We start from the raw sequence: 22,795 nt of genomic DNA, 5'->3' as shown, positions 1-22,795 counted from the left end.
CTGGCCAGGGACGCGACTAGTTGGCAGGGGAACTGGTCGCTGGCTCCTTCGGCGGCTTCAGGCCACTGCCCGGCCGCACTGCAAACAGTGTCTGGTAGCCATTCTCGCTGTCGCAGCCCAGGTAATCCACGTCAATCGTCTGCTCGAGGTGAAAGCGCCGAGTGGTGCTGGTCAGGCTCGCTGTCCACTTGTCGTAGCTGAACTTCTCGGGATCCTTGCGCAGGTCGACAAACCCCTCCAACCCGCAGTCAAGCAGGCGCACGCTCATGCCGGAGCTGTTGATGTGCACAATGCGTCCACTGAAGCCGTCGGTCCTTTCACCGGCGATCCGTGCCAGGTATCTGCTGGCCAGCCACCGTTCGGCCTCCTGCGTCGCGGCGCGCACGTTACCCAGGCGCTCCTTCAGCGCGGTTAATTCCGCAGCACTGACCAGCTGTGCCGGCTCACCGCGCAACACAGCCTTGATCTGCAGGTGCACGAGGTAATCAACGTACTTGCGCAGAGGCGAGGTGCAGTTGGTGTAACACTCCAGGGCCATGCCCATGTGCAGCCCGGCGCGGGTTGATAGCTCCGCACGGGTCAACAGGCGGTTGATCATGGCCCGCAGTGGTAGCTGGTTCTCGCTGGCGGCGAGGCGCCGCATGATGTCGCGGTATCCCTCGCGCGAGGTCGGGTCGATATCGGCGACCTCCGGTGCGTGCAGGGCAAGGAATTTACGGCATTCCTCGAGGCGGTCGCTGCGAAAGCCCGGGTGGGTGACAAACGGGCCACTGCCATCATGTTCGGCAAGAAAGCGCGCGGCACAGCGGTTGGCGGCGATCATGCACTCTTCAACCAGCTTCTGCGACAGCAGCTTCTCGTGGGGCTCAATCGTCTCAATCTGCTTCTGGTCGTTGAGGATCCAGCGATACTCGCGGCGATCTTCCATTACCAGCTCTTCGGCCTCGCGCTGGGCACGCAGCGCGCGGTACACCTGATAGAGCGCCTCCAGCGGTGTGGCGTGGCTCATGAGGTCGTCGCCGTGACCGTTGAGGTAGCGATCCACGGCGAAGTAGGACAGTTTGGCCCGTGAGCGTACAGTGGCTTCAATAAACTCGAAGGCGCCGACGCGGCCGCTGTCACTGACGGAAATCTTGCAGACCAGGGCCGCGCGATCATTCCCCTCGGACAGCGCGCAGGTGTCCTGGGCCATCTGCTCGGGCAGCATGGGCAGTACATCGCCGTGGAAATACACAGTGGTGCCGCGTGCCGCAATGTCCTGGCGCAGGCTGGAGTCGGCGGGCACCCAGGCACTGGGGTCGGCGATCGCTACATACAGCGTCCAGCCGTCGCTGCTGATGTCGGCGTACAACGCGTCGTCGATATCCTGCGTCTTGGCGGCATCAATCGAGACGAATTCCAGGTCCGTGAGGTCCCTGCGCCGCTCATCGTCCAGTGGCCGAGCTTCAGCGAGCCGCTTTTCCATGTCGCGCAGCGCCGGTGGACTCCAGCCGGCGGCAAGCCGGTACTTGGCAATACTGTAGAGGTTCTCGATGCCCGGGGTGCTGTCGTTACCCAGCACCTGCAACACCTTGGCCTGTGGCTTGCCGTCACGGATGGGGTGGCGGAGTATCGCGCAGCGCAGATAGTCGCCCTCACGCACACCGTTGCGGGCGTGTGGCGGTATGAACAGCCAGCGTTTCAGCTGGGGCAGGTCCGGCTGCACGAACAGCGCCTTGCCCTTGCGCACACAGCGGCCGCTGAAGTCGCCCAGCGGACTGTCGATCAGCTTTTCGATATCGGCAATCAGCTTGTTGTCGCCCGAAGGGCGCACGCAGACGCGAACGCGGTCGTCCGGGAACGCTTTCAGCATCTCGTCCGGTGGCACAAAGATCTCCCGGCCGTCAGCGAGCACGGCAAAGCCGTAGCGGGACTGGGTGCCCTTGATCACCGCGTCGGCGCGCTCTTTCTCGGCCTCCATCTGGGATTTGAGGCCCTTGAGCTGGGCGAGAGAGTCCGGGTTGAGCATCGCGGCAATCGAGTCTTTGGCTGGTGGCTGAACAAGCTGGCTATCCTAGCCGAAAACGGCGGTGCTGTCAGGATTCCCCGGGCGTTGACATTGTGGGGCGCAGGGTTTGTAATCAAGGCACGCTTTGGTTTCGCTGTTACCAGGAAGCGCATTTGAGACAACCCGGTTGTTTTCGCTCATCCCCACCCCGGCTCCGGAAGCCGGCAGTACGCCCCGCACACCACTTGCCCCCCAGTTCTGAACGCCCACCCATGAGGATGTCACTATGGACTCAGGCTCACCCCTGCGCGTCGAAAAAACCCCACTCAAGGCCGTCGTCAAGAAAACCTACGTGTTGGACACCAACGTCCTGCTGCACGATCCCACGGCGGTAACCGCCTTCAATGAGCACCACGTGGTCATTCCCATGACGGTGCTGGAGGAGCTTGATCACATCAAGGACCGCCATGAGAAAACGGTGAGCCGCGAGGCGCGTATCGCGATCCAGATGATCGACAAGGTCGTCGATACCGCGTCACCGCAGGCCATCCAGGCAGGGGTGCCGATCCCCGGCAGCAACATGGACGGTGTGCCGGGTACATTGGCCATCTACCCCGACCAACTGCTCAGCGATGCCAGTGATGTGCCTTACCTGGATGTGACCCAGGATCAGGCCAACGATAACCGCATTATCAATGTGGCCTTGCGGCTGCAGGCGGAAAACCCGGCGGCTTTCGTTTGCCTGGTCACCAAGGACATCAACATGCGCATCAAGGCCAAGGGGTCCGGCCTTGTACATGTGGAGGACTATCGCCGCGACCGGGTGCTGGATGATATCGACCTGCTGGCGCGCGGCTATGAACACATCCAGGGTGATTTCTGGTCGGATATCTCCGAGGTGGATACCCTGCGCGAAGGCGATTGCACGCTGCACCGTATTCCGCGCCGGTCCCTGCCCGATGTCTACCCGAATATGTTCCTCTACGACGACCAGGCGTTCATCGCGTTCGTCAAGCGTATCGACAGTGAGTACGTGTATCTGCACTGCGACAGCCGCGACAAGTTGATGCACCGGCGCTTCTGGGGATTGGCGCCGCGGAATCTCGAGCAGGCGATGGCGATGTCGTTACTGGAGAACGACAATGTCGACATGACGGTGATGACTGGCCCGGCCGGCTCGGGCAAGACGCTGCTGGCACTGGCCTATGGTTTGCACGCGATCCTCGAGCAAAAGCGGTTCAGCAAGCTGATCGTAGCGCGCTCAACGCCACCCATCGCCGAGGATATCGGTTTCCTGCCGGGTACCGAAGAGGAAAAGATGGCGCCCTGGCTGGCGGCCTTCGATGACAATCTGGAGATCCTGCACGGTACGGACGAATCCTGCCACGGCAGCATCGCCTATGTGAAAGAGCGCGCCAACATCCAGTTCAAATCGCTGAATTTCATGCGTGGCCGCTCCTTCAACAACGCCTACATCATCATCGACGAAGCCCAGGGTCTCAGCCAGTTTCAGTTGAAGTCGGTAATCAGCCGGGTGGGAGCAGACTCCAAGATCGTGGTGCTGGGGAACCTGGCGCAGATCGACAACAAATACATATCGCCGTTAACCTCCGGACTGACCTACCTGGTGGAGAAAACCAAGGCATACCCCCATGCGGGCATCATGCACGTAAACGGCATTGTGCGTTCCCGGCTGGCAGCGTTCGCCGAGGAGCAGCTGTAGCGCTGCTCCGCTGGCGCTTTTCTGCTAAGGTACAGGGCGCTGCGCGCAAGCGGCGCCCCGTACCCAATCCCGGAATTCATAGCCTATGAACGCTGTTTTCATTCTGCTGCAGTACCTGGTTCCACAGCACGCGCTCTCCCGCCTGGTAGGCTGGCTGGCCGAACTGCGTTACCCGCGCTGGTTGAAAAACGGGATGATCGCCGCGTTTGTTCGCGCGTTTGGCGTGGACATGAACGAGGCTGAGGAGCGCTATCCGGAGGCCTACGCCAATTTCAACGCTTTTTTTACCCGCCCGCTGCGTACTGGGGTGCGGCCTCTGGCGGGTGCCGGCCTGGTGTGCCCGGCCGATGGCGCTGTGAGCCAGATCGGGCGCATAGAGGAACACAGCCTGCTGCAGGCCAAGGGCCGACGGTATTCCACCTGGGCGCTGCTGGGCGGGGACGAGGCGCGCGCGGCACAGTTTCGCAACGGGCACTTTGCCACTATCTATCTGTCCCCCCGCGATTATCACCGCGTACACATGCCCATTGAGGGTGAGCTGGTGGCGACCCGCTACGTGCCGGGGAAGCTGTTTTCGGTCAACGGCACGACGGCTGAGGGCGTTGACCGACTGTTCGCCCGCAATGAACGACTGATCTGCTATTTCGATACGCCCGCCGGGCCGATGGCACTGGTGCTGGTGGGCGCCATGATCGTGGCCGGTATCGATACCGTGTGGGAGGGCCAGGTGGCGCCGCCACCGCGCGCTGTGCGCGATCGCGACTACCGCAGCCTGCCGGCGCCGGTGCGGCTTGCACAAGGCGAGGAGATGGGGCGCTTCAAACTGGGCTCAACAGTCATCCTCCTGTTCCCGGAGGGCGCCGTGGAGTGGGACCCTGCGCTGCAGGCGGGCGGTGTCACCCGGCTTGGCCAGGCGCTGGGCAGCCTGTCGCAGGGCGAAGCCGGTCAAGCAGGCTGATCGAGGCTCTCCACAATGTGCCGGTAGCTGTTCAGTCGGACAGGGCTGATCGCGCCGCTGGCCGCCGCTTCCAGAATCGCGCAGCCGGGCTCATGTTTGTGGCAGCAATCGCGAAAGCGGCAGTGCCCGAGCAGGGGGCGAAATTCCCGGAAACCGTATTCAACCTGCTCACGTTGCATGTGCCACAGGCCGAATTCGCGAATGCCCGGTGAGTCGATCAGGCTGCCTCCGCCCGGCAGGTGAAACAACTGTGCGGTGGTCGTGGTGTGGGTGCCTTTCTGGCGCAGCGCCGACAGTTCGCCGACCCGCAGCGCCACCCCGGGCAGCAGTGCGTTGACCAGAGACGACTTGCCAACCCCTGATTGCCCAACAAACACGCTGACACGCTCCTGCAGGGCTTCCCGAAGCTGGGCCAGGCTGCCGCTCTGGCTGCTGACTTCCAGCACCCGGTACCCCAGCGTGGGGTAGATGGCGAGCAGTTCGGCCAGGCGCGCCCGCAGATCAGCGTCTTCCGCCAGCAGGTCACATTTGTTGAGCACCAGCACCGGTTCAATGCCGACAACTTCGGCAGCTACCAGATAGCGGTCGATCAGGTTCGCATGAGGCTCCGGCAGCGGCGCGATCACCACCAGTATCTGGTCGATATTGGCAGCGATGGCTTTCAGCTTGCCGTAGGGATCGGGTCGGCGCAGTTCACTGTGACGCGGTTCGCGCGCCACCACAACGCCGGTGCTGTCACCGGGGCACCAGGTCACCCGATCTCCGGTGACCAGGCCATCCAGATTGGCGCGCAGGTGGCAGCGCTGGCTGTGCCCGGTGTCATCCTCGATGTCCACCTGGGTGCCGTAGTGAGCGATCACCAGTCCGCTCTGCTCCGGCCCCAGCTCGCCTGCCCCGAGCGCTTCGTCCGCCCTCGCTTCCCGTCGCTGTGCACGCGCCGTGCGCTCCTCCTGGATCCTGCGGATGCGGAAGCTTTGCTGACGACTCAGTTTGCGTTTGCTCATGGCAGCATTATTGGTGCCCGACGTGGCGCTGTACAGGCAATTTGTTACACTGCCCGGCCGCGCGGAATACAACAGGGTGTGAGGGTATGCAGCAGCAGGGGAACCTGATCTGGGTGGATCTGGAAATGACCGGCCTGGACCCGGAGCGTGATGTGATCATCGAGATGGCGACGATTGTCACCGACAGTGCATTGCACACCCTTGCCGAGGGGCCTGTGATCGCCGTGCATCAGCCCGATTCCGTGCTGGCGCAAATGGACGAGTGGAACACGACCCACCACACGCGTTCCGGCCTCGTGGAGCGTGTCCGCAACAGTCGCATTGATGCCGCCGCGGCGGAGGCTGCGACCCTAGCCTTCCTCGCTGAGTGGGTCGCCCCCGGCAGCTCCCCCATGTGCGGCAATACCATCTGCCAGGATCGCCGCTTCCTGGCCCGGTACATGCCGCAGCTGGAAGCCTTTTTCCACTACCGCAATCTGGATGTCAGTACCCTGAAAATACTCATGCGCCTGTGGCGGCCCGAGCTGGAAGCAGGGGTGGTCAAGGCGGGGAGTCACCAGGCGCTGGACGATATTCGTGAATCGGTTGCCGAGCTGCGCTACTACCGGGAGCATTTCCTGCGCGCGCCCTGAGCATGTCAAGCGCCCACTGCACATGTTCACGTACCAGCGCTGAAGGGTGTGCAAGGCGGGATTCCAGTGCCGCCATGGCGCGCGGCGTCGCCGGGCCGTTGCCCAGGCCCACGGCCAGGTTGCGCAGCCACTGTTCGTGTCCGATGCGGCGCAGCGCGGAGCCCTCCGTCCGTGCCAGGAAGGTCGCCTCGTCCCAGAGAAACAGTGCCACCAGTTCACTGTCCTGCAGCGCGTGGCGCGGCTGGAAGTCTGCCTCTTCGCTGTGCCGCGCGAACTTGTTCCAGGGGCAGACCAGCTGGCAGTCATCGCAGCCGAATACCCGGTTGCCCATGAGGGGGCGAAGCTCCGGGTCGATGCTGCCGCGGTGCTCGATGGTCAGGTAGGAGATACAGCGGCGCGCATCCAGCGTGTATGGGGCGATAAATGCCCGGGTCGGGCAGATGTCGAGGCAGGCCGTACAGCTGCCGCAGTGCTTGCTCGCCTGCGGCGGATCCGGGCTCAGGGGCAGGTCGGTGTAGATTTCGCCGAGGAAGAACCAGGAGCCTGCACGTTCGTTGATCAACAGTGTATTTTTCGCCAGCCAGCCCATGCCGGCGCGCTCTGCGAGCGCGCGCTCCAACACGGGTGCACTGTCCACGAAAGCGCGGTAGTGCCCCCCTGCCGCGGCGCCCTCTATGAGCTCCGCGAGCCGCGCGAGCCGCTTGCGCACCAGTTTGTGGTAGTCCCGCCCCAGCGCGTAGCGTGAGATATAGGCCTTTTCCGTGGATGCAAGCACCTGCAGCGGCCGGGTGTCTGCAGCGAGATAGTCCATGCGCACGGTAATGACTCGGCAGGTGCCGGGTACCAGCTCCGCGGGCCGCGCGCGGCGCAGCCCGTGTCGCGCCATGTACTCCATGCTGCCGTGATAGCCAGCATCCAGCCACTTCTGCAGGTAGGGCTCGTGGGCAGTGAGGTCGATGTCGCTCACCGCCCACTGACTGAACCCCAGCTCCCGGGTCCAGGTGTCGATGCGCTGGCGCAGCGCGCTCTCCTGGTGGGGAGTCAGTGTCGGTGCCATCGGGCTTTGCTGTGCATAGGGCTGGGCCGGGCAGGGAAAGCTGCCTATAATCCGCGGGTTTGCGGGCGTATCCTGGGCTCGTCAGTGTAGCAGCGCGAGGTTGGTTTTGGCGACGTCAGTCAGGCAGGGTTTCAGCGGCTCGGAGCACGAAGGTTTGTACAGTGCCAGCGAGACGCGCGCGCTGGATCAGTGGGCCATCGAGCGCGCTGGCATTCAAGGCGCGGTGCTCATGTCCCGGGCCGCCGCTGCCGCCCTGCATCAACTCTCGCTGCGTTGGCCGCAGCCTGCCTTGCTGCAGGTGCTCTGCGGCACCGGGAACAATGGCGGCGATGGCTATCTGCTTGCCGATCAGGCCCGTCGTCGCAATATACCGGTGCGGGTGCTGCAGGTGGGAGACCCGGCGAAAATCCGCGGCGACGCGTTGCGTGCCCGCGCGCAGGCGCTGGCCAATGGCGTGCCCGTGGCGCCGTTTACCGGCAATGCGCTGGAGGCCGAGGGTGTACTGGTCGACGCCCTGCTTGGCACCGGTCTGGGAGGCGATGTTCGCGAGCCCTTTGCCGCCGCGATCGACGCCTTGAACAGTGCAGGCCAGCCGGTGGTGGCGCTGGATATACCCTCCGGGCTCTGCGCCGACACCGGGCGCGTGCTCGGCACGGCGGTGCGCGCCGACCTCACGGTCACCTTCATTGCCCGCAAGCGCGGTCTGTTCACCCTGCACGGTCCCGATTGCAGGGGCCAGCTCGAGTACGCTGATCTCGCAGTGCCCGCAGAGGCAGTGCAGTCGCTAGTGCCTGCCTGGCGCCGCCTCGATCTGCAACGCCTGCTCAGCGCATGGCCGCAGCGCCCTGCGGCCAGCCACAAGGGCGATTACGGCACGGTGCTGGTGGTCGGCGGCGATTACGGCTTTCCCGGCGCGGTGGCACTGGCCGCAGAAGCTGCACTGCGCTGCGGCGCAGGTCTGGTGCGGGTGGCGACGCGGCCAGAGCATCTGCCCGCAATCGTCGCGCGCACACCGGAAGCGATGGTCAGCGCGGTGCGCTCAGGGCAGGAACTGCAGCCGCTGTTGGCCGGCGCGGATGTTATTGTGCTGGGGCCGGGCCTCGGTCGCAGCAGCTGGTCCGGCCAACTGCTGCAGGTGGCGCTGGCGGCACCGCAGCCAGTGGTCATTGATGCCGACGCCCTGAACCTGCTGGCGGAATTGCCGCGGGAAGCCGCGCTGTTGCGCGATAATCGGGTCTACACCCCGCATCCAGGAGAGGCCGCGCGTCTGCTGGGCAGTTCCACGGCGGCGGTGCAGGGTGACCGGTTTGCGGCGTCGGGCGCGTTGCAGACGCGGCTCGGCGGGGTTGTGCTGTTGAAGGGCAACGGCAGCCTGATTGTCGACGGGCAGCAGCAGTTGCTGGCGGATTACGGTAATCCCGGCATGGCGTCGGGAGGCATGGGCGATGTACTCAGCGGTGTGATTGGTGCGCTGCTGGCGCAGGGCCTCAGTCCCTTGACGGCCACCGCGCTGGCGGCCTGTGCACACGGTGCAGCAGCGGACATGGCGGCCTCTGCAGGGCAGCGCGGCCTGCTGGCCAGCGATCTGATGCTGCCACTGAGGAAACTACTGGGATGACCGCAGAGGCAACGTTTGCGGCGCTCGATGAAGCCGCCATGGTACGGCTGGGTGCTTTACTCGGCGCGGCCAGCGAGCCCGGTGTGATTGTGTATCTCTACGGCGGCCTGGGTATGGGCAAGACGACCCTGAGCCGCGGTCTGGTGCAGAGTTTTGGTCATCGGGGTGCGGTGAAAAGCCCCACCTACACGCTGGTAGAGCCCTATCAGTTCGGTGAGCTGGAGGTTTTTCATTTCGATCTTTACCGGCTCGCCGACCCGGCGGAGCTCGAATTCATGGGTATACGGGACTACTTCACCCCTCACAGCCTGTGTCTGGTGGAGTGGCCCGAACGTGGCGCGGGAGTTTTGCCCCGGGCAGATTTAGCGATTACCATAACCGCAGCGGGTAGCGGGCGTAGCCTGCAGGTGCAGGCTGGAAGCGATGTGGGTCACCGCATCCTGGCGCGCTGGCAATCCGCTGCCCGAGCATAGCGATGGATACGCGTCTGGAGTGAGATGAACAGGGGTTTCTGGGCGAGTCTGGTGCTGTGGTGCCTGAGTGTATCGACGGCGCTGGCGGTGGAGGTGCACGATGTCCGTTTGTGGCGTGCGCCGGATCACACACGTGTGGTGTTTGACCTGAGCGGCCCGGCAGATCACCGCCTGTTGACCCTCAGCAACCCCGATCGCATTGTCCTTGATGTCAGCAACGCTGCGCTGAAAGCCAGCCTGAGTGGTCTGGAACTGGCCAACACGCCGATTTCACTGGTGCGCTCGGGCGTCCGTGAAGGTCGCGACCTGCGCGTGGTGTTCGATGTGCGTGCCGCCGTGGACCCACGCAGTTTTGCGCTCAAGGCCAACGCGCAGGCGGGCGACCGGCTGGTGCTGGATCTCTACGACCGGAACCCCGTTAGCGAGAAAGCTGTTGCAGCCGAGCCGGTGAAAACCTCTGCGGCTACGGATCGCGGCAGTCGCGACATCATTATTGCAATTGATGCGGGGCATGGCGGCGAAGACCCTGGCGCCATCGGCCCCAACCGGCAGCGCGAGAAGGACATCGTGCTTGCCATTTCCCGGGAACTGGAGTCATTGCTCAAGCGCGATGAGGGGTTTCGCCCGACCATGATCCGCTCAGGCGATTACTACGTCAGCCTCAAGGGGCGTCGCGACCTCGCCCGTCAGCGGCAGGCTGACCTGTTTGTCTCCATCCACGCAGACGCGTTTACGCGCCGTGAAGCCAACGGCGCGTCGGTGTACGCGCTGTCGACCCGCGGCGCCACCAGCACCGCCGCCAGTTACCTTGCGCAGCGTGAAAACGCGGCAGACCTGATCGGCGGTGTGCGTCTGGGTGACAAGGATGACGTGCTGGCCAGCGTGCTCACCGATCTCTCCATGACCAATACACTGGACCACAGCCTCAAAGTCGGCGCCAAGGTGCTGTCGCGTATGGATACGGTGGCCCGGCTGCACAAGCGCAATGTCGAGCAGGCCGGCTTTGCGGTACTGAAGTCACCTGACATTCCCTCCATCCTGGTCGAGACCGGTTTTATCTCCAACCCCGGTGAAGCACAAAAGCTCAGCACCCGTGCCTATCAGCAAAAGGTGGCACAGGCCATCCACGCCGGTATTCGTGACTGGTTTCTGGCCCAGCCACCACCGGGCACGCTGATTGCCCAGCGCAAGCAGCAGGGTGATCAGGAGTACACCATCGCCCGAGGTGATACACTCTCGGGCATCGCCCAGCGTTTCAATGTGCCGGTTCGCCGCCTGCGGGAACACAACGGCCTGCGTGATTCCTCGCACATCATGGTAGGTCAAACGCTGAAAATACCTGCGACCTGAGCCCGACTGAAGCCCCATTCATGTCCAGAATCCAGCGCCTCAGCCCGAGGCTAGCCAACCAGATCGCCGCCGGCGAAGTGGTTGAACGGCCCGCCTCCGTCGTCAAGGAAGTGCTTGAAAACAGCCTTGATGCCGGTGCCACGCGAGTCGACATCGATATCGAGGCTGCGGGTTGCAAGCTGATCCGCATCCGGGATAACGGCTTCGGGATTGATCCGGAAGACCTGCCGTTGGCGCTGTCCCGCCACGCCACCAGCAAGATCGCCTCCCTGGACGACCTGGAGCGCGTCGGCAGCCTCGGTTTTCGCGGCGAAGCACTGGCCTCCATCGGCTCGGTGTCGCGGCTGACGCTCACCAGCAATCACCGCGACGGGACCAGCGAGGGCTGCAGCGCACTCTGTGAGGGGCGTGACATGGACGTGCAGCTGCGTCCCGCACCCCACCCGCGAGGCACCACGGTAGAGGTGCGCGACCTGTTCTTCAACACGCCGGCGCGGCGCAAGTTCCTGCGTACGGAAAAAACCGAGTTCAATCATCTGGAAGAGGTGGTCAAGCGCCTTGCCCTGTCGCGCTTCGATGTCGGCTTCACCTTGCGCCACAACGGCAAGGTGATTCACAGCCTGGCAGGTGCCGCCTCGGACGCGGAGCGGCAGCGACGTGTCGCCGCAGTGTGCGGCCCGGCCTTCATGGAGCAGGCACTGTTTATCGAAGTCGAGCGCGGCGACATGCGACTTTGGGGCTGGCTGGGACTGCCGACGTTTTCCCGCAGTCAGGCGGACCTGCAGTATTTCTTCGTCAATGGCCGGGTGATTCGCGACAAACTGGTGGCGCACGCGGTGAAGCAGGCTTACCGCGACGTGCTCTATCACGGCCGCCATCCCGCCTTTGTGCTTTTTCTCGAACTCGATCCGGCCCAGGTGGATGTCAATGTCCATCCCGGCAAGCACGAGGTGCGCTTCCGGGACAGTCGTGCCGTACACCAGTGTATTTTCAGCGGTCTGCACCGCGCGCTGGCGGATGTCAGGCCCGCCGCGGCGCCACCGCCGGTGGCGACGCCCGAGGGCCTGGCGGTGGATACGGCGACGGGTGAAATTGCCCGCCAACCCGGCCTGGGCTGGGGGCCGCCTGCGGCCTACCGGCCGACATCCGCGCCCCTGCCCGGGCAGTCCGGGGAGCAGCTGCGCAGCTATGCCGGCCTGCATCCCCGTGCGCTGCCCGAGGTGGAAACCCCGGAGGAGGTGCCGCCGCTGGGCTATGCCCTGGCGCAGTTGAAGGGCATCTATATCCTGGCGGAAAACGCCGAGGGCCTGGTGCTGGTCGACATGCACGCGGCCCACGAGCGCATTACCTATGAGCGGCTGAAGGCCGCCAGGGCGCTGGATGCCATTCCCGGTCAGCCGCTGCTGGTCCCCGAGGCGATCGCGGTCAGCGAGCGCGAGGTGGCCCTGGCCCAGGACCATGCCGAGGTGTTCGCCCGCCTGGGGCTGCTGGTGGAGGTTGCCGGTGAAGAGTCGCTGCTGGTGCGCCAGATCCCGGTGACGCTGCGCGGCTCGGATGTGGCGGCGCTGGTGCGCGACGTGCTCTCGGATCTGGCCGAATACGGCAGCTCGGACCGCATAGAAGCCCATATGGATGACATTCTGTCGACCATGGCCTGCCATGGTTCGGTGCGCGCGAACCGGCGCCTCAGCGTGCCGGAAATGAATGCCCTGTTGCGGGACATGGAAGAAACGGAACGCTCGGGCCAGTGTAACCACGGGCGCCCCACCTGGACGCGCATGTCGCTGGAGGAACTCGACAAACTGTTCCTGCGGGGCCGCTAGGCGCTCATGGCCCTGCGGGAGACGCAGAAGCCGCTGATGCTCTGTATCACCGGGCCGACGGCCGCCGGCAAGACTGATCTGGCGGTGGGGCTTGCCGAGGCCCTCGGGGGCGAATTGATCAGCGTTGACAGCACGCTGGTGTATCGCGGCCTGGATATTGGCAGCGCGAAACCGGACTACCCCCATCACCTGGTCGATATCCGCGACCCCACCGAGAGCTATTCCGCGGCGGACTTCGTTCAGGATGCGCTGCGCGCCGCCGCCGATATCGTCGGGCGCGGTCGGGTGCCGATTCTGGTGGGCGGCACCATGCTGTACTTCCGTGCGCTGCTGGATGGACTGGCGCCGATGCCTGCGGCCGATCCGCAGCTGCGGGTGTCGTTGGCCGCCGAGGCCGCGGCGCAGGGCTGGCCGGCGCTGCATGCGCGGCTGGCGGAGGTGGACCCCACGTCCGCCGCGGCAATCCACCCTCACCACTCGCAGCGTATAAGCAGGGCATTGGAGGTTTTTATCAGCAGCGGTGTGCCACTGAGCGTGTGGCACGAGCAGGCGCCAGAGAGTCCAGTGCGCGACTATCGTGTGCAGCAGCTGGCCCTGTGCCCCCGGGATCGCGGCGTGCTGCACCGGCGCATAGCCCTGCGTTTTGCGCAGATGATGGAACAGGGGTTTCTGCAGGAGGTCGCCGCGCTGCGTGAGCGGCTGGCAGGGTACGGCGAGGTCCCGGCGCTGCGTGCCGTGGGCTATCGCCAGCTGTGCCGGCACCTCGACGGCGACTGCAGCCTGGAGGAGGCGGTGCAGCAGGGCGTTGCGGCAACCCGGCAGCTGGCGAAGCGGCAACTGACCTGGCTGCGCAAGTGGCAGGACCTGCACTGGCTGCTGGCCAACGCCGCGGGGAACATTTGTGCCGAGGGAGAGTCTGAACACAGCGCAGGCGAACGAGATGAAAATTCGCTCACCTGTGCCTTGAAGTATCTGCGGGAGAGCCCCATCTAGGGGGGAATACCAGCTATACTGTCAACAATCGGTCGGGGAGCGCCCCGGGGGCTGGCAAACCGGCCCGCCAGGGTGAGAGAAGGCGAGAGTACATCCATTATTATCAGGCTCCAGTTGAGCCAGCCAAGGAGAGAGCTATGTCAAAAGGGCACACGCTACAAGACCCTTACCTGAACATCCTGCGTAAGGAGCGCGTTCCGGTATCCATCTATCTGGTGAACGGCATCAAGCTGCAGGGCCAGATCGAGTCATTCGACCAGTTTGTTGTGCTGCTGAAGAACACGGTCAGCCAGATGGTGTACAAGCACGCCATTTCCACTGTGGTCCCCTCCCGCGTGGTGCGCATGCCCATGCAGAATCCGCCGGAAGATGATGACGGCGACAGCTAATCTGTCCAGATTGTGCGGGCGCTGCGGCGCCCCCACCTCACCCACAGCCGATCCCCGAGGCGAGCGTGTTCTTTGAGCGTCCAGCATCCGGCGAGCGCGCCGTACTGGTGCACCTCGCCATTGCCAGCGAAGACGAGCGTGAAGATCCCCGCGAGTTCGAGGAGCTGGTCCTGTCGGCCGGTGGTGACCCGGTGGCGTTTGTCGTGGGCAGCCGCGATGTGCCCGATTCGCGCACCTTCATTGGCTCCGGCAAAGTCCAGGAAGTGCTGGACGAGGTGCAGCTGCACGAAGCGGAGCTGGTGATATTCAACCATGCCCTGAGCCCCAGCCAGGAGCGCAACCTCGAACGGCAGTTCAAGTGTCGCGTGCTCGACCGTACCGGGCTGATCCTCGATATCTTCGCCCAGCGCGCCCGCACCCATGAGGGCAAGCTGCAGGTGGAGCTCGCCCAGCTGCAGCACATGAGCACGCGCCTCGTGCGCGGCTGGACCCACCTCGAGCGACAGAAGGGCGGTATCGGCCTGCGCGGGCCGGGCGAAACCCAGCTGGAGACCGACCGGCGCCTGCTTCGGGTGCGTATCAAGTCGATTCTGGCCCGGCTGGAGAAAGTGCGGCGCCAGCGCGACCAGGGCCGGCGCTCCCGGCGGCGGGCGGACGTGCCCACCATCGCGCTGGTGGGGTACACCAACGCCGGCAAGTCGACGCTGTTCAACCGCCTCACCAATGCCGAGGTGTATGCCGCCGACCAGCTGTTTGCCACCCTCGACCCCACGCTGCGCCGGCTGGAGCTGGATGAAGTCGGGCCGGTGATCATGGCGGATACCGTGGGCTTCATCGCCCACCTGCCGCACAAGCTGGTTGAGGCCTTCAAGGCCACGCTGGAAGAGACGGTCAGCGCCGATCTCCTGCTGCATGTGATCGATGTTGCGTCAGGGGCGCGCGAGGACAATATCTACCAGGTTCAGGCGGTGCTGGAGGAAATCGGCGCACAGGACATCCCGCAGCTGCAGGTGTTCAACAAACTTGACCTGTTGGAGCAGGAGCCGCGTATTGATTACGATGAGCACGGCGTTCCCGAACGCGTGTGGCTGAGCGCGGCCACCGGAGCGGGCTGCGATCTGCTGCTGCAGGCCATCGGCGAGCGTGTCGGGGCTGACATGGTGGAAGAAGAGCTGCACCTGCAGCCGCAACAGGGCCGCCTGCGTGCCGCGCTGTACCAGATGGGTGCGGTGGCCGCGGAACAGTACGGTGATGACGGCATAGCGCACCTGAGTGTGCGTCTGCCGCGCGCCGACTGGAATCGACTGATGAAACGGGGGCCAGAGCTGGTGCCCTAGGAACCCGGGTCTGGGGTTCAGGTATTATTGGTAAACTGCAAACATGGTGAAAATGGGAGTTCAGTATGGCTTGGAATGAGCCGGGTGGTGGAAATAACAAGCCGAAGGATCCCTGGGGCGGCGGTGACCAGGGGCCCCCAGACCTTGATGAGGCGCTGAAGAAGTTGCAGGAGAAGCTCGGCGGCCTGTTTGGCGGTCGCGGCGGTAAACGCGGCGGATCATCGGGCGGCGGTGGCGGGCTCTCCGCCGGGCTGTTGGGCGTGATCGCACTGGTTGCAGTTCTGGTCTGGGGCCTGATGGGGCTGTACCAGGTCGACGAGCAGGAGCGCGCCGTGGTGCTGCGTTTCGGCAAGTACCTCGAGACTGTGCAGCCTGGCCTGCAGTGGAACCCACCGCTGATCGATGAAGTGATTCGCGTCAACACCACCAAGGTGCGCGCCGCGACCTTCCGCGAGATCATGCTCACCCAGGACGAGAATATCGTCGAGGTGCGCATGTCGGTGCAGTACGTGATCGTCGATCCCACCAGTTTTGTACTGAAGGTGCGCGACCCTGAGGATTCCCTGCAGCATGCGGCCCAGAGCGCATTGCGGCATGTCGTCGGCGATACCCGCATGGACTCGGTGTTGACCGAGGGGCGTGCCCAGATCGGTACCGACGTGCAGGTGCGCCTGCAGCGCTACACCGACATGTATGAAACCGGCATTCGTGTGATCAAGGTCAACATCGACGAATCCAAGCCGCCGAGCCAGGTGCAGGCCGCATTCGACGACGTGATCAAGGCGCGTGAGGATGAGGAGCGGCTCAAGAACGAGGCCCAAGCCTATGCCAATGGCATCGTGCCTGAAGCGCGCGGCCGTGCCCAGCGGGTGCTCGAGGAAGCCGGCGCGTATCGCGAGCAGGTAGTCGCCAGCGCCGAGGGTGAGGCGGAACGTTTCAAGGCGCTGTTGGCCGAGTACGCCAAGGCACCGGAAGTGACCCGCGAGCGCCTGTACCTCGAGGCTGTGCAGGAGGTGCTTACCAACACCAACAAGGTGATGGTTGACGTGGAAGGCGGCAACAACGTGATGTACCTGCCGCTGGACAAAATGACCAGTTCGTCCGGTGCCAGCGTGCCGCGCAGCGGCCGGCTGGATGCCAACACGGTGCGCGAGCTGACCGACGCCGTGACCGAGCAGCTGCGTCAGGACGCCGCTGCAGCCAATAACCGCAGAGGAGGTCGCTAAGATGGGCGGAAAAGGTATGACCTGGCTGCTGGTAGCTGCCCTGTCGCTGTTCGTGTTGAGCAACACGGTGTTTGTAGTCAAGGAGACCGAGCGCGCCGTGATGCTGCAGTTTGGTGAAGTGGTCAACCCGGACATCAGGCCCGGTTTGCACGTCAAGGTGCCGTTCGTCAACAACGTGCGCAAGTTCGAGGCACGGCTGCTGACGGTGGATTCAACGCCCGAGCGCTTCTTCACGCAGGAGAAGAAGGCCTTGATTGTCGACTCCTACGCCAAGTTCCGCGTGGCAGACACCGCGAAGTTCTATACCGCGACCAACGGTGAGGAAGCGCGAGCCAGCGCCCTGCTTGGACAGCGGATCAACGACGGTTTGCGTAACCAGGTAGCGGTGCGCACCATTCAGGAGGTGGTGTCGGGCCAGCGCGACCAGTTGATGGAGGCGCTGACGGAAGAGCTGAGCGAAGTGGCATTGGAGGAATACGGTGTCGAGGTTCTGGACGTGCGGGTCAAGCAGATCGACCTGCCGCCGGATGTGTCCGAGTCCGTGTACCGCCGCATGAATGCCGAGCGGGAAAAAGAGGCCCGGGAGCACCGCGCACTGGGCCAGGAGCTCGCTGAGGGTATTCGCGCCGCAGCGGACCGTGAAGTCACGGTACTGGAGGCGAACGCCTACCGCGATGCGCAGCTGATCCGTGGTGAGGGCGACGCACTGGCGACCAACATCTATGCTGAGGCCTTCAACAGCAATCCCGAGTTCTACTCGTTCACCCGCAGCCTGCGGGCGTATCGGGAGTCGTTCCAGAACAGCGGCGATATCATGCTGATTCAGCCAGACAGTGACTTCTTCCGCTATCTGAAGGATTCCGAGGGTAGCCAATAGGGGTAAAAAACGCAGGTGCCTTCAGCGGCGCCTGTGGTAGAATTCTGTAACCGTGGGATCCGGCGTTTTACCCACAAACGCTGGCCCCGCGGTTTTTTTATGAGCACGGCTTCAGGGGGATGATGTGGAATTCTGGCAGGTTCTGCCAGCGGCCCTGGCGCTGGTACTGATTATCGAGGGTATCTTGCCCTTCCTGAGCCCCCGCGCCTGGCGACAGATGGTGATCGGGGTTGCGCAGCAGCAGGACAAGGTCATCCGCAATGTCGGCCTGGGCAGCATGCTGCTCGGTGTCGCCGTGCTGTATTGGGTGCACTAAAGGGCGTTTATGACAACGGTGGATCGCTGGCAATTGCCCGATGGGGTGGAGGAAGTGCTGCCCCGGCAGGCGCGCATTGTCGAGCGCCTGAGGCGTGAACTTCTAGACCTCTATCAGCGATGGGGCTATCAGCTGGTCATCCCCCCACTGATGGAATTCACCGAGTCGCTGCTGATTGGCCTGGGACGTGATCTCGACCTGCTGACCTTCAAGATGACGGATCAGCTGAGTGGCCGCACTCTGGGCATTCGTGCCGACATCACGCCGCAGGTGGCGCGCATCGACGCGCACAGCCTCGCTGAAGCCGGCGTAACGCGCCTCTGCTATGCAGGGTCTACCCTGCATACCCGGCCCAAATCCCTGCTCGCGTCGCGCTCGCCCATTCAGCTGGGCGCCGAACTCTACGGCGACGACAGCCTGGCGGGCGACGTGGAGATCATCCGGCTTATGCTCGCCACCCTGGGTGCCGCCGGCGTCACCGAGGTGACACTGGACCTGGGCCATGTCGGTGTGTACGAAGCCGTGCTTGCGGCGGCGACATTGACCGCGGAGCAGGAGGCGGAGGTCTTCGACGCCCTGCAGCGCAAGTCGCGTCCGGATTTGCTGCTGGCGCTGGCCGACGTCGCTGCCCCGGCCGCCGGGCTGATTCTCGGCCTGCTGGAGCTGCACGGCGATGCGGCGGTGCTCGATGCGGCGCGCGAGCTGCTGGCGCAAGCGGCGCCGGACGCGCTGCTTGCCGTGGCGGCACTGGAGTCCGTGGCCGCTGCCATCGCGCGCAGCCACCCCGCCATTACCGTGTATTTCGACCTCGCAGAATTGCGCGGTTACCACTACCACACGGGCATGGTGTTTGCGGCCTACGCCCCCGGGCACGGCCAGGCGCTGGCGAATGGCGGACGCTACAACGATGTCGGTAAGGTCTTCGGCCGCGCGCGACCGGCGACCGGCTTTGCCACTGACCTCAAGGCCCTGATGGCCCTGGTGCCGGCAGCGACAGACGAGCCCGGCGCGGTAAGTGCACCGGATATCGACGATCCCGCACTGCTCGCGGCGGTGGCAGCGCTGCGCAAGGGCGGTGAGATCGTCATTCGCTGTGCCGGCGAGCGCCCCGATCCGCGGTGTGACCGCGAACTGGTAAAAGCTGACGGTGAGTGGGCGCTGCGCCCGCTCGATTCCTGATCAATCACATGAGTTGAATGTTCATGAGCAAGAATGTAGTGGTTCTCGGCACCCAGTGGGGCGATGAGGGCAAGGGCAAAATCGTCGACCTGCTGACCGATCGCGCCAGCGCTGTGGTGCGCTTCCAGGGTGGGCACAACGCCGGCCACACACTGGTCATCGATGGGCAGAAAACCGTATTGCACCTGATTCCCTCGGGTATTCTGCGGGCCAATGTGCAGTGCCTGATCGGCAATGGTGTGGTGCTGGCGCCTGATGCACTGCTCAGGGAGATCGGCACACTGGAGGAGAAAGGGGTGCCGGTGCGCGAGCGGCTGCGCATTTCACCCTCCTGCCCGCTGATCCTGCCGTATCACGTGGCGCTGGACGTGGCGCGTGAGGCCCGCCGTGGGGAGGGCAAGATCGGTACGACCGGGCGCGGCATCGGCCCCGCTTACGAGGACAAGGCGGCCCGTCGCGGCGTGCGCCTGGGTGATCTGAAAGACCCCCAGCGCTTTGCAGAGAAGCTGCGTGAGGTAATGGATTACCACAACTTCCAGTTGCAGCACTACTACAAGGTTGCGCCGCTCGACTACGACACGGTGCTGGCCGAAACACTGGCGATGGCGCAGGAGTTGCTGCCCATGATTGCCGATGTGACCGCCATTCTGCACGAGTGCCGGAAAACCGACGCCAATATCATGTTTGAGGGCGCGCAGGGTTCGCTGCTGGATATCGACCACGGCACCTATCCCTTCGTGACCAGTTCCAACACGACAGCGGGCGGCACGGCCACCGGCTCCGGCTTTGGTCCGCTGTTCCTCGACTATGTGCTGGGCATTACCAAGGCCTACACCACCCGCGTCGGCTCCGGGCCTTTTCCCACGGAGCTGTTTGATGCAACCGGCGCCCACCTCGCCGCACGCGGGCACGAGTTCGGCGCTACCACGGGTCGGCCTCGCCGCTGCGGCTGGTTCGATGCGGTCGCCCTGCGCAATGCCGTCAACATCAACTCGGTGTCCGGCCTGTGCCTGACCAAGCTCGATGTCCTGGATGGCCTGGAAACCATCCAGATTTGCGTGGGCTATGTGGATGCCAAAGGCAAGCCGGTACCGAACCCCGTGGATTCTGATGATTATGACGGCCTGGTGCCTTTCTACGAGGAGGTGCCCGGCTGGAGCGAGTCCACAGTGGGTGCACGCTCGCTGGATGAGCTGCCCAAAGCCGCCCGCGACTACATCCAGAAAATCGAGGATGTGGTCGGCGCCCCCATCGATATCATCTCGACGGGACCAGACCGGGTAGAGACGATCGTGCTGCGTCACCCCTTCGACGCGGTCTGAGCCCGCGCATTACAATTGCTGTGCTTTCCAGTCGCTGAACCCGACCCCGGTCCAGCGTCTGAAGGCCCGGTAGAAACTGTTCACCTCCAGATAGCCCAGTTCATCGGCCAGGCATTTGCCGGGTAGCCGCGCCGTCCGCAGTGCCTGCTCACAGCGGTATTGCCGGGCGCGGTCGAGCAAAAACTGGTAGTGGGTGTGATCCATGCGCAGGCGGCGTCGCAGCGTTGTCGGGCTCATCCCCAGCTGGCTGGCAACTGATTCGACCCGCAGCCGGTAGAGGTCTCCCTGCAGCAGAATCTGCAAGACGCGGTCGGTCGTGCGGTACTGGCTGTCGCCGCGCTGCGCATGGTTCGACGTGGTGTGGGTGTGGGCAACCCGCGTTAGGGCTGCACTGTGCAGGTGTTGCATAACCGGAACCTCCCTGTTCTGGTGTCGTCATGAAGCGGGCAGCGCTCGTGCGCTCCATCCTTGGAGCTCGCGCCGCATTAAAAAAGATAGCAGAGAAAATGTGCCTCCGCGTCTCGCACGTCGAATACGGGCGAAAATGATGGGGAGGGCTTAACGATCGTTGTTCGTCAGATTCCCCAGGGCGTCGGGCAGGGGACAGTCCATGGCGGCCGCAATGGCGGCCAGCAGCTCCTGCTCCAGCGCGCTCACACGGCCATCGGCATTCGCGGCCTTGCGCATCGCCTTGAGGATTCTGGGTTTGAGCAGGGGATAGCAGTCCGCAAGTTCCCGCACGGCACGGGAGAAGGCGGCGAGTGAGCAGTCTGCCTGTGGCAGCAGCGTCAATGCGGGATCATCCAGCGCTTCCACCGCCGTGCGAAAACAGAGCATGGTGTCCCCACTGCTGTTGTGGGCGAGCATGGACAGCACCACGCGCAGGTGCTCGCGCACCTTGCGCAGGCTGCGGTAGCGGGCCGCAGCGGGTTTCACCTGGAAAAATTCGGGGTCTATGTAGTGGCGCAGCAGCTGGTACAGGCACCACTCCAGCAGTTCGGTGCGGCGGTCCGCGCGGATCAACCCGAGCAGCAGGCGCTTGAACTGCCGGTATTGCCCGACGGACTGGGTTTTCAGAGCCGGCAGGCACAGTTCCAGCAGTGGCAGCCGCTGCCCCGCCGCTAGCGCTGCGACCCCGGGTGCCAGTGTGTGTGTGAGGTCCTCCAGTCCCTGCACGCCGCTTTCCCTGAGCAGTGCATACTGTGTGGCCTGCACTGATGCGTCGTCGCTGATCAGCAACGCGAGCATGAGTGCGCTGGCGCCCAGTGGTTCGTGGCTGTAGCTCAGGAACGCCTGCGGCAGGCCATGATGCGCAGGGAACACCGCCTCGGCGCCGTCTTCGGCAAAGTGCGCATCCGCAGTGTCGGACGCCTCCGGTTGGCCGTTTCCGGCCTCCACTGCCGCCAGCGCCGCGGCTACCAGTGCTGCGCGCCCTACACCGACCTCGGCCGCGGCGGGGTGTGGTTGGGCGTGCTCGTAGTGCTCGATTTTGCGCGTGATATAGGTGCCGTTCCAGCCCGGCTCCAGGCGCCGAATACGGTTCGGCAGTGGCGGGTGGGTCGCGAACAGTTGCCACAGGCGGTGGCGGATCTGGCCGAAGAAAATGTGTGAAAGTTCATCCGCCCGCGCCGCATGCACCAGGGAGCCGGGCACGTAGCCACCGATAACCTTGAGGGCATCAGCAATGCCGCTATTATCGCGGGTGTACTGCACGGCACAGGCGTCCGCCAGATATTCTTTCTGGCGGCTGATGGCGGCCTTGATAAAACCGGATGCGAGCCCCCCGAGCCAGCCGAGTATCCACAGCCCCAGTCCCAGCAGAGGCAGGGCCGGGCCGCCGTTGCTGCGATCCCGGTCATTGCCGGTGCGGTGGTGGCTGCTGGCACGCATCAGGATGTAACCGACATCGCCGATGAAGGTAATGCCTTTCAGCAACGCTGCGAGGCGAATGTTGAGGCGCATGTCGCCGTTCAGGATGTGGCTGAACTCATGCGCGATCACGCCCTGCAGTTCGTTGCGCCGCAGGTGAGTGATGGCGCCCCGCGTCACGCCGATGACTGCATCGGCCGGCGACAGTCCCGCGGCAAAGGCATTGATGCCGCGCTCCGCATTCATCACGAACACGGGTGGCACGGGCATACCGGCGGCCAGCGCAATTTCGTCGACGATGTTCAGGCAGCGACGTTCGGCGCTGTCGCTGGTCTGGGGCAGTATCCGCGTGCCGCCCATGGCTTCGGCGACAACCTTGCCGCCGGCAGCGAGTTGCAGCCACTTGACCGTTGCCACAAGGCCCACGGTGGCGGAAATACCCAGCCCGATTGTGCCGAAGCGCTCCCAGCTGAAATAGCGCAGAAAATCCCTGAAGCTGCCGCGGCTGCCCGCGTACAGGTTGTAGTGGTCGCCCCACCAGAGAAAGCCGGCGACCAGGGCGTTGGTCAACACAATGAGTGCGGCAACGGCACACAGGAACAGCAGGGTGAGCAGGCGCGTATTGCGGCGCGCCAGGTCCTGCTGGGCGAAGAAGTCCATCG

The 22,795-nt window shown here is 64.2% G+C and carries 20 protein-coding genes; 15 read left to right on the top strand and 5 right to left on the bottom strand.

What is annotated here, in order from left to right; genetic code table 11:
• Nucleotides 1-16: 16 nt before the first annotated feature.
• A complete protein-coding gene (locus R3E49_RS03750; protein ID WP_371293826.1) occupies nt 17-2,008 on the bottom strand; it encodes a VacB/RNase II family 3'-5' exoribonuclease in 1,992 nt (663 codons plus the stop codon).
• A 265-nt stretch (nt 2,009-2,273) separates the two neighbouring features.
• Here R3E49_RS03750 and R3E49_RS03745 point away from each other — a divergent pair, with 265 nt between their 5' ends.
• The gene (locus R3E49_RS03745; protein WP_290746483.1) at nt 2,274-3,710 is read left to right on the top strand and encodes a PhoH family protein; all 1,437 of its coding nucleotides are present in this window, start codon (nt 2,274-2,276) and stop codon (nt 3,708-3,710) included.
• Between the two features lie 85 nt (nt 3,711-3,795).
• Nucleotides 3,796-4,668, top strand: coding sequence for an archaetidylserine decarboxylase (gene asd, locus R3E49_RS03740; protein WP_371293825.1), 873 nt, complete (start codon nt 3,796-3,798; stop codon nt 4,666-4,668).
• Here asd and rsgA read toward each other — a convergent pair.
• A complete protein-coding gene (rsgA, locus tag R3E49_RS03735; RefSeq protein ID WP_371293824.1) occupies nt 4,656-5,672 on the bottom strand; it encodes a small ribosomal subunit biogenesis GTPase RsgA in 1,017 nt (338 codons plus the stop codon). The two genes, asd and rsgA, sit on opposite strands and share 13 nt — an antisense overlap.
• A gap of 86 nt (nt 5,673-5,758) precedes the next feature.
• Here rsgA and orn point away from each other — a divergent pair, with 86 nt between their 5' ends.
• Nucleotides 5,759-6,304, top strand: coding sequence for an oligoribonuclease (gene orn, locus R3E49_RS03730; RefSeq protein ID WP_371293823.1), 546 nt, complete (start codon nt 5,759-5,761; stop codon nt 6,302-6,304).
• Here the strand turns inward: orn and queG are convergent.
• A complete protein-coding gene (queG, locus tag R3E49_RS03725; RefSeq protein WP_371293822.1) occupies nt 6,213-7,361 on the bottom strand; it encodes a tRNA epoxyqueuosine(34) reductase QueG in 1,149 nt (382 codons plus the stop codon). The two genes, orn and queG, sit on opposite strands and share 92 nt — an antisense overlap.
• A 106-nt stretch (nt 7,362-7,467) precedes the next feature.
• Here queG and R3E49_RS03720 point away from each other — a divergent pair, with 106 nt between their 5' ends.
• The 12 genes from R3E49_RS03720 (at nt 7,468) to R3E49_RS03665 (ending at nt 20,264) form a co-directional block, all read left to right on the top strand.
• A complete protein-coding gene (locus R3E49_RS03720) occupies nt 7,468-8,979 on the top strand; it encodes an NAD(P)H-hydrate dehydratase (RefSeq protein WP_371293821.1) in 1,512 nt (503 codons plus the stop codon).
• Nucleotides 8,976-9,452 carry a tRNA (adenosine(37)-N6)-threonylcarbamoyltransferase complex ATPase subunit type 1 TsaE gene (gene tsaE / locus R3E49_RS03715; RefSeq protein ID WP_371293820.1) on the top strand — a complete coding sequence of 159 codons (477 nt, stop codon included), beginning with the start codon at nt 8,976-8,978 and terminating at the stop codon, nt 9,450-9,452. Before R3E49_RS03720 ends, tsaE begins: the two co-directional genes overlap by 4 nt.
• A gap of 24 nt (nt 9,453-9,476) precedes the next feature.
• A complete protein-coding gene (locus R3E49_RS03710; RefSeq protein WP_371293819.1) occupies nt 9,477-10,802 on the top strand; it encodes an N-acetylmuramoyl-L-alanine amidase in 1,326 nt (441 codons plus the stop codon).
• 20 nt (nt 10,803-10,822) lie between these two features.
• Nucleotides 10,823-12,625, top strand: coding sequence for a DNA mismatch repair endonuclease MutL (gene mutL / locus R3E49_RS03705; RefSeq protein WP_371293818.1), 1,803 nt, complete (start codon nt 10,823-10,825; stop codon nt 12,623-12,625).
• A 6-nt stretch (nt 12,626-12,631) separates the two neighbouring features.
• Nucleotides 12,632-13,618, top strand: a complete 987-nt coding sequence (gene miaA / locus R3E49_RS03700) for a tRNA (adenosine(37)-N6)-dimethylallyltransferase MiaA (protein WP_371293817.1) — start codon at nt 12,632-12,634, stop codon at nt 13,616-13,618.
• Between the two features lie 137 nt (nt 13,619-13,755).
• On the top strand, nt 13,756-14,007 hold the full coding sequence (gene hfq / locus R3E49_RS03695; protein WP_290746451.1) for an RNA chaperone Hfq: 252 nt from the start codon (nt 13,756-13,758) through the stop codon (nt 14,005-14,007).
• A gap of 65 nt (nt 14,008-14,072) precedes the next feature.
• Nucleotides 14,073-15,344 (top strand): ribosome rescue GTPase HflX, encoded by a 1,272-nt coding sequence (gene hflX / locus R3E49_RS03690; RefSeq protein WP_371293816.1) that lies wholly within the window; start codon nt 14,073-14,075, stop codon nt 15,342-15,344.
• A gap of 65 nt (nt 15,345-15,409) precedes the next feature.
• Entirely contained in the window at nt 15,410-16,570 is a 1,161-nt protein-coding gene (gene hflK / locus R3E49_RS03685) for an FtsH protease activity modulator HflK (protein WP_371293815.1), read from the top strand.
• Nucleotide 16,571: 1 nt separating this feature from the next.
• Nucleotides 16,572-17,447, top strand: coding sequence for a protease modulator HflC (gene hflC / locus R3E49_RS03680; protein WP_371293814.1), 876 nt, complete (start codon nt 16,572-16,574; stop codon nt 17,445-17,447).
• 124 nt (nt 17,448-17,571) lie between these two features.
• Complete coding sequence (locus tag R3E49_RS03675) at nt 17,572-17,763, top strand: DUF2065 domain-containing protein (protein WP_371293813.1); 192 nt, start codon at nt 17,572-17,574, stop codon at nt 17,761-17,763.
• Between the two features lie 9 nt (nt 17,764-17,772).
• Nucleotides 17,773-18,942 carry an ATP phosphoribosyltransferase regulatory subunit gene (locus R3E49_RS03670; protein WP_371293812.1) on the top strand — a complete coding sequence of 390 codons (1,170 nt, stop codon included), beginning with the start codon at nt 17,773-17,775 and terminating at the stop codon, nt 18,940-18,942.
• A gap of 23 nt (nt 18,943-18,965) precedes the next feature.
• Complete coding sequence (locus R3E49_RS03665; RefSeq protein WP_371293811.1) at nt 18,966-20,264, top strand: adenylosuccinate synthase; 1,299 nt, start codon at nt 18,966-18,968, stop codon at nt 20,262-20,264.
• Between the two features lie 9 nt (nt 20,265-20,273).
• On the opposite strand, the gene R3E49_RS03660 is transcribed toward R3E49_RS03665, so the two are convergent.
• Together R3E49_RS03660 and R3E49_RS03655 are read right to left on the bottom strand one after the other, a co-directional pair.
• The gene (locus R3E49_RS03660; protein ID WP_371293810.1) at nt 20,274-20,672 is read right to left on the bottom strand and encodes a helix-turn-helix domain-containing protein; all 399 of its coding nucleotides are present in this window, start codon (nt 20,670-20,672) and stop codon (nt 20,274-20,276) included.
• Nucleotides 20,673-20,822: 150 nt separating this feature from the next.
• Nucleotides 20,823-22,793, bottom strand: coding sequence for a M48 family metallopeptidase (locus tag R3E49_RS03655; protein ID WP_371293809.1), 1,971 nt, complete (start codon nt 22,791-22,793; stop codon nt 20,823-20,825).
• Nucleotides 22,794-22,795: the final 2 nt, after the last annotated feature.

It is taken from the genome of Haliea sp. (genome assembly GCF_041395985.1).
GTDB lineage: Bacteria > Pseudomonadota > Gammaproteobacteria > Pseudomonadales > Halieaceae > Haliea.
Note: the sequence above shows the minus strand (reverse complement) of the source record. Positions and strands in the feature narration are given on the sequence as shown.

Bases quoted from the DNA above. Each gene is read 5' to 3' on its own strand.
- R3E49_RS03665 (WP_371293811.1), top strand. From the start codon at position 18,966: ATGAGCAAGAATGTAGTGGTTCTCGGCACCCAGTGGGGCGATGAGGGC.
- R3E49_RS03670 (WP_371293812.1), top strand. From the start codon at position 17,773: ATGACAACGGTGGATCGCTGGCAATTGCCCGATGGGGTGGAGGAAGTG.
- orn (WP_371293823.1), top strand. From the start codon at position 5,759: ATGCAGCAGCAGGGGAACCTGATCTGGGTGGATCTGGAAATGACCGGC.
- hflK (WP_371293815.1), top strand. From the start codon at position 15,410: ATGGCTTGGAATGAGCCGGGTGGTGGAAATAACAAGCCGAAGGATCCC.
- R3E49_RS03660 (WP_371293810.1), bottom strand. From the start codon at position 20,672: ATGCAACACCTGCACAGTGCAGCCCTAACGCGGGTTGCCCACACCCAC.
- R3E49_RS03750 (WP_371293826.1), bottom strand. From the start codon at position 2,008: ATGCTCAACCCGGACTCTCTCGCCCAGCTCAAGGGCCTCAAATCCCAG.
- R3E49_RS03745 (WP_290746483.1), top strand. From the start codon at position 2,274: ATGGACTCAGGCTCACCCCTGCGCGTCGAAAAAACCCCACTCAAGGCC.
- tsaE (WP_371293820.1), top strand. From the start codon at position 8,976: ATGACCGCAGAGGCAACGTTTGCGGCGCTCGATGAAGCCGCCATGGTA.
- hfq (WP_290746451.1), top strand. From the start codon at position 13,756: ATGTCAAAAGGGCACACGCTACAAGACCCTTACCTGAACATCCTGCGT.
- miaA (WP_371293817.1), top strand. From the start codon at position 12,632: ATGGCCCTGCGGGAGACGCAGAAGCCGCTGATGCTCTGTATCACCGGG.
- asd (WP_371293825.1), top strand. From the start codon at position 3,796: ATGAACGCTGTTTTCATTCTGCTGCAGTACCTGGTTCCACAGCACGCG.
- rsgA (WP_371293824.1), bottom strand. From the start codon at position 5,672: ATGAGCAAACGCAAACTGAGTCGTCAGCAAAGCTTCCGCATCCGCAGG.
- hflC (WP_371293814.1), top strand. From the start codon at position 16,572: ATGGGCGGAAAAGGTATGACCTGGCTGCTGGTAGCTGCCCTGTCGCTG.
- queG (WP_371293822.1), bottom strand. From the start codon at position 7,361: ATGGCACCGACACTGACTCCCCACCAGGAGAGCGCGCTGCGCCAGCGC.
- R3E49_RS03655 (WP_371293809.1), bottom strand. From the start codon at position 22,793: ATGGACTTCTTCGCCCAGCAGGACCTGGCGCGCCGCAATACGCGCCTG.
- mutL (WP_371293818.1), top strand. From the start codon at position 10,823: ATGTCCAGAATCCAGCGCCTCAGCCCGAGGCTAGCCAACCAGATCGCC.
- R3E49_RS03710 (WP_371293819.1), top strand. From the start codon at position 9,477: ATGAACAGGGGTTTCTGGGCGAGTCTGGTGCTGTGGTGCCTGAGTGTA.